The 5447-nt window shown below is 63.9% G+C and carries 5 protein-coding genes; 3 read left to right on the top strand and 2 right to left on the bottom strand.

Annotated features, from left to right (window positions below; translation table 11 throughout):
* Nucleotides 1-208: 208 nt before the first annotated feature.
* Entirely contained in the window at nt 209-1312 is a 1104-nt protein-coding gene (locus ACZXDY_RS44490; protein ID WP_028162557.1) for an alkene reductase, read from the bottom strand.
* Between the two features lie 160 nt (nt 1313-1472).
* On the bottom strand, nt 1473-2789 hold the full coding sequence (locus ACZXDY_RS44485; protein WP_464349832.1) for a lytic murein transglycosylase: 1317 nt from the start codon (nt 2787-2789) through the stop codon (nt 1473-1475).
* Between the two features lie 348 nt (nt 2790-3137).
* On the opposite strand from ACZXDY_RS44485, the gene htpX reads away from it, so the two are divergent.
* The 3 genes from htpX to ACZXDY_RS44470 all read left to right on the top strand — a co-directional run bounded on the left by htpX (nt 3138) and on the right by ACZXDY_RS44470 (nt 5150).
* Complete coding sequence (gene htpX, locus ACZXDY_RS44480) at nt 3138-4070, top strand: zinc metalloprotease HtpX (protein WP_464349831.1); 933 nt, start codon at nt 3138-3140, stop codon at nt 4068-4070.
* A gap of 52 nt (nt 4071-4122) precedes the next feature.
* Nucleotides 4123-4323 carry a DUF2905 domain-containing protein gene (locus tag ACZXDY_RS44475; RefSeq protein ID WP_028162555.1) on the top strand — a complete coding sequence of 67 codons (201 nt, stop codon included), beginning with the start codon at nt 4123-4125 and terminating at the stop codon, nt 4321-4323.
* A gap of 131 nt (nt 4324-4454) precedes the next feature.
* Nucleotides 4455-5150 (top strand): hypothetical protein, encoded by a 696-nt coding sequence (locus tag ACZXDY_RS44470; protein ID WP_464349830.1) that lies wholly within the window; start codon nt 4455-4457, stop codon nt 5148-5150.
* The last annotated feature ends 297 nt before the right edge of the window (nt 5151-5447 follow it).

Genomic DNA, 5447 nt, shown 5'->3' with positions numbered 1-5447 from the left:
AAGCGCGAGCCCGGAATCCATTTCACGGCGTCGCCTGCTGCCCGATGGATTCCGGGCTCACGCTTCGCGCGCCCCGGAATGACAGTGGGAGAGAGACGGCGTCCTTTCCACCCGTCATTGCGAGCGAAGCGAAGCAATCCAGCTGTCCGCGCGCGCGGCAGCATGGATTGCTTCGTCGCTGTCGCTCCTCGCAATGACGGCGCGTGCTTTACTGCGCCGCTTCCGCGGCCTCCAGCGTCGGATAGTCCGTGTATCCCTTCGCGCCGCCGCCGTAGAACGTGGCCTTGTCCCATTCGTTCAGCGCTGCGCCACTCTTCAGGCGCTCGACCAGGTCGGGGTTGGAGATGAACAGCTTGCCGAACGCGATCAGGTCGGCGGCACCGGATTCCAGCACCTTGTTCGCCAGCGCGAAATCATAGCCGTTGTTGGCCACATATGCCTGCTTGAAGCGCTTGCGCAGCGACGCGTAGTCGAACGGCGCGACATCGCGCGGCCCGCCGGTCGCGCCTTCGATGACGTGGATATAGACCAGCTTCAGCGCGTTGAGCCCATCGACGATGTAATCGAACAGCGGCTGCGGATTGGAGTCGGAGACGTCATTGGCTGGCGTCACCGGCGAGATGCGGATGCCGGTGCGCTCGGCGCCGACTTCCGCGGCCACCGCCTTCGAGACTTCCAGCATCAGCCGCGCGCGGTTCTCTATCGATCCGCCATAGGCGTCGGTGCGTTTGTTGGTGCCATCCTTGGCGAACTGGTCGAGCAGATAGCCGTTGGCGCCGTGGATCTCGACGCCGTCAAAACCGGCTTCGATCGCATTCGCCGCGCCGCGCCGGAAGTCTTCGATGATCCCAGGAATTTCGGCGAGCTCGAGCGCGCGGGGCTCGGACACGTCGGTAAAGCTGCCATTGACGAAGGTTTTGGTCTTGGCGCGGATCGCGGATGGCGCAACCGGCGCGCCGCCGTTCGGCTGTAGCAGGGTGTGGGAGATGCGGCCGACATGCCAGAGCTGGATGACAATGCGTCCGCCGCGCGCGTGCACGGCATCGGTAACCTTGCGCCATCCCGCAATCTGTTCCTTCGAATAGATGCCGGGCGTGTCCTGGTAGCCCTGGCCCTGCTGCGAGACCTGGCTCGCCTCGGTGATCAGAAGGCCGGCGGAGGCGCGCTGCGCGTAATAGTCGACCGCGAGCGGGCTCGGAACGAAGCTCGACGGTGCCGCCCGGTTGCGTGTCAACGGCGCCATCACCGCCCGATTGGGCAGCGTCAGTGGACCAAGCTTGAAGGGCTCGAACAGTTTGGAGGATTGGCTCATGGGGGCTTTCCGGAAATGAACGATACCCAACACTTGTGCATTGCGGCGATGGGCGCAATGCCCCAGTAGGATTTGTTCCAAATCAGGATGTGAGCAGCAAGAACGACCTCTTGAGCAGGTCCGTCACAGAGGCGTCATTTCCCGAAGCGGACTTGACGTCCTAACGAACGGCCGGCATCGCCGCTTCCGTCGGCTGGGTGCGCCCGCGCATCCGCGCCAGCAGGTCCGCGGTCGGCCAGGAATCCGCCGGTAGTCCATATTTGATCTGCATCGCCTTCACGGCGCTACGGCTCGCCTGTCCGAGCACGCCGTCGACCTTGCCGACATTGAAGCCGGCGCGCACCAGGAGCTGCTGCAATTCCTTGATCTCGTTGAACGGCAATTGCGCCACGGGACCCGAAGGCCGCAGCATCGGCGGGCTGCCTGCGATGCGGGACGCAAGATAGCCTGCGGTGGTCGAATAGATCAGCGAATTATTCCATTCGGTGTAGGCGGCGAAATTGGCATAGGCCAGGAACGCCGGCCCATTTCGTCCCATCGGTAACAGCAGCGATGCGGGCATGTCGTCATTCGCTAGTGGACGTCCATCCGGATATGTCACGCCGAGCTGCGCCCATTTTGAACGCGGCAGCTTGTTCGTGAGATCGGCCTGGTCCCACGGAAAGTTGGAAGCGGTCACGCGCACTTCCTGCAGCCACGGCTCGCCGCGCCGCCACTTCAATCCGTTGGCGATATAGTTCGCAGTCGATCCGATCACGTCGGGCCCGCTGCTCAGGAGATTGCGATGGCCATCGCCGTCGTAGTCGACGGCATAGTTGAAATAGTGCGTCGGCAGGAATTGCGTCTGCCCGAGCTCGCCGGCCCAGGAGCCGACCATCTCATCGGCCGAAAGGTCGCCGCGGTCGATGATCTTCAAGGCTGCGATGGTCTCGTTCTGGAACATCTCCGAGCGCCGGCAATCATAGGCAAGCGACACCAGCGAAGGCAGCGTCGGCAGATTGCCCATGTTGGCGCCGAAGTCGCTCTCCAGTCCCCAGAACGCCGCGATCACCGCCGGCGGCACGCCGTACTCCTTCTCCGCGCGCGCGAACGCCGCTGCATAGGTCTTGATGCGCTGCTGTCCCTGCTGCATCCGGTAGGGCGCGGCCATTCGCCCCGCGAACTCGGTGAAGATCTGCCCGAACACGCGCTGCCCGCGGTCGCGGTTGACGATGCCCTGGTTGTAGACGAGGTAGGGCGAGGCTTCCGCGATCGCCTGCTGCGACACGCCTTCGGACACTGCGCGCTGCTTGAGATCGGCAAGGAAGCGCTCGAAGCTCTGGCCATTGTGGCAAGCCGCCGCGCGTGAGGAGGGCACCGCCGCAGGCCGCGCAGCCGCCGGTGCCTGACGTGTCGGTGCCGGCAACAATTGCTGCGCGGAGGCTGCAGATGCCGCAATCATCGTGACGGCCGCGATCGCAAATCGGGTCTTGAACATCAGAACTCGCCGTTAGGGGATGGGCTTACGAAAGATGGTAATGATCTTACGTGAAGCTTTATGCTCGGGCTATCCCTCACTCCACCGTCGTCCCGGGCTTGGCCCGGGACCCATAACCACAAACGTGCATTGTTGTGCTAGGGTGCGGCTGCTTGCGCGCGCCAGAACGACCATTTGTGGCTATGGGTCCCGGCCTTCGCCGGGACGACGTGGGAGGAAGCCTGCTTGTTTCCGCCCGCCCGCGTCGCCCCGACGCACCTTTCGCCACTTGCGGCGGCGATGGGCAAGTTCCTACCTAAGGTGCGCCTGCAACAGTGGTTTTTCCGCAACGACGCAGGGGAAACGACGATGAACTATTTCAAGACAGCTCTTCTGCTGGCCGGTCTCACCGCCCTGTTCATGGGGATCGGCTATCTCATCGGCGGCGCCAGCGGCGCGATGATCGCGCTGGTGGTTGCGGCCGCGACCAATCTATTCACCTACTGGAATTCCGACCGCATGGTGCTCAGGATGTACGGCGCCCATGAGGTCGATGCGCGCACCGCGCCTGAGCTTGTCGGCCTTGTCGCCGAGCTCGCGAGCCGCGCCGGCCTGCCGATGCCGCGCGTGTTCGTGATGGACGAGGCGCAACCCAACGCTTTTGCCACCGGCCGCAACCCGCAGAATGCCGCGGTCGCCGTCACCGCCGGCATCATGCAGCAGCTCAGCCGAGAGGAGCTCGCCGGCGTGATCGCGCACGAGCTTGCGCATATCAAGAACCACGACACGCTCTTGATGACCATCACCGCCACCATCGCCGGCGCGATCTCGATGCTGGCGCAATTTGGCATGTTCTTCGGCGGCCACCGCAACAGCAACAGCGGTCCAGGCGTCGTCGGCTCGATCGCGCTGATGATCCTGGGGCCGCTCGGAGCCATGCTGGTGCAGACGGCGATCAGCCGCACCCGGGAATATGCCGCCGACAATCTCGGCGCGCGTATCGTCGGCCAGCCGATGTGGCTCGCTTCCGCGCTGATGAAGATCGAGAATGCCGCGCACCAGGTGCCGAACTTCGAGGCCGAGCGCAATCCAGCGACCGCGCATATGTTTATCATCAATCCGTTGTCGGGCCATGGCGTCGACAATCTCTTCTCCACCCACCCGTCGACCGAGAACCGCGTCGCGGCGCTGCAGCAGCTCGCCGCCGAGCTCGGCGGCGGTGCTGCACCTACCGCCGGGGCGGGCTATCCTTCCCGCAGCCCATGGGGCGGCGCGTCCACTTCGCGCGGACCGTGGGGTTAAGCGATATTCGCGGGGCGGATCGATAAACCGCCCTACGAATTGGAGGCATCGGATGCAGCGTACGCTGATGATCCTCGGACTGCTGCTCCTCGCCGCCGGTCTGCTCTGGCCGGTGATCGGCAAGCTCGGGCTCGGTCGGCTGCCTGGCGACATCCGTGTCGAGGGATCAAACTATTCGTTCTATTTTCCACTGATGACATCGCTACTGCTCAGCATCGTGCTGAGCGTGATCATCTGGCTCGTCAATCGCTAGGAAAGCGCCGGTTCCCTTGGATCCTGCCGCCCGCGGCCCCGTTTCTGCCGAAAATACGGCGGATTGGCACAGTGCAATCGGCCGCGCCGGTGCTACACTCGTAAAAGGAGAGGATCACGCTGGAAACAAGCATGGCCTTGTTTGGTTGGGGCAGAGAGGTGCCGTCAGAAGAGGTCCTGGATGCCAGGGCCGGCGCAGATGCCTTGTTGCAGGGGCTGGACAAGGTCGTCCCGACATATCTCGAGAAGGCCGATCGCAGCGAGCTCGTCTATCCCGCCTGCAAGCGTAAACCGAACGATGCCAGTAGCACCCCGCGCGAAATCTGGCGCCACACGCGGCTGGAAGGGATGCGCTATCTGACCATGATTCCGGGACGCGACTCCGCGCTGCTGACGGAGCCATCGCGCCAAGCCGAGATGATCGACGGATTCCTGCGCCAGCAGCCGCACGAGGACACGGTGATCGATTTCACCGGACGTGCGGTCGACGATGTCGCGATTGCGATCGTCGCCGGGCTGAACTGGCTGAACCATTGCGCGCAGCTCGCCAAGGTCGATCGCGCGAAGTCGTCGGGCACCTTGCGCAACTTCCGCAAAGTCGTGACGGTCGCCCAGCAATGGTGGGGCATGGAAGGCGCCGAGGCCCGCTGCAGGAACATGCAGCAGGCGCGCGAACTGCCGCCCTTGATGCTCGATCTGGTCTGGCTCGAATGCACACATCTCGCCAAGGACATCACCGCCGCCGCGGTGTTTGGTGCGGCCGGCGAAGCAAGCGATGCATCGACGCGCTTCGAGGCTGCACTCGATCCGGATGAACCGCCTGCGTGAAGCGCGCATCGCTCTCTCCGTCATTCCGGGGCGTCCGAAGGACGAGCCCGGAATCCATCGAGCTGCATACGCCAGTGGAGAAATGGATTCTCTGATGTGCAATTGCACATCATAGCTCGATGCTCGCGCATCGCCCCGGAATGACTGAGCGACGCATCGCGCAGTCCTCTCCTCCGTCATGGCCGGGCTTGACCCGGCCATCCACGTTGTCTCGGGCGCGAAGGACGTGGATGCCCGGGACCCGGCTACGCCGAGGCTTCGCCGGGCACTCTAATGTCAGTCCGGCGAAGCGATAGC

Source organism: Bradyrhizobium sp. LeoB3 (assembly GCF_055456055.1).
The sequence above is the reverse complement of the archived record's forward strand: the minus strand, read 5'-3'. Positions and strand labels throughout refer to the sequence as shown.

Excerpts from the sequence above, each read along its gene's own strand:
- ACZXDY_RS44490 (WP_028162557.1), bottom strand. The coding sequence starts at position 1,312 with ATGAGCCAATCCTCCAAACTGTTCGAGCCCTTCAAGCTTGGTCCACTG.
- ACZXDY_RS44485 (WP_464349832.1), bottom strand. The coding sequence starts at position 2,789 with ATGTTCAAGACCCGATTTGCGATCGCGGCCGTCACGATGATTGCGGCA.
- htpX (WP_464349831.1), top strand. The coding sequence starts at position 3,138 with ATGAACTATTTCAAGACAGCTCTTCTGCTGGCCGGTCTCACCGCCCTG.
- ACZXDY_RS44475 (WP_028162555.1), top strand. The coding sequence starts at position 4,123 with ATGCAGCGTACGCTGATGATCCTCGGACTGCTGCTCCTCGCCGCCGGT.
- ACZXDY_RS44470 (WP_464349830.1), top strand. The coding sequence starts at position 4,455 with ATGGCCTTGTTTGGTTGGGGCAGAGAGGTGCCGTCAGAAGAGGTCCTG.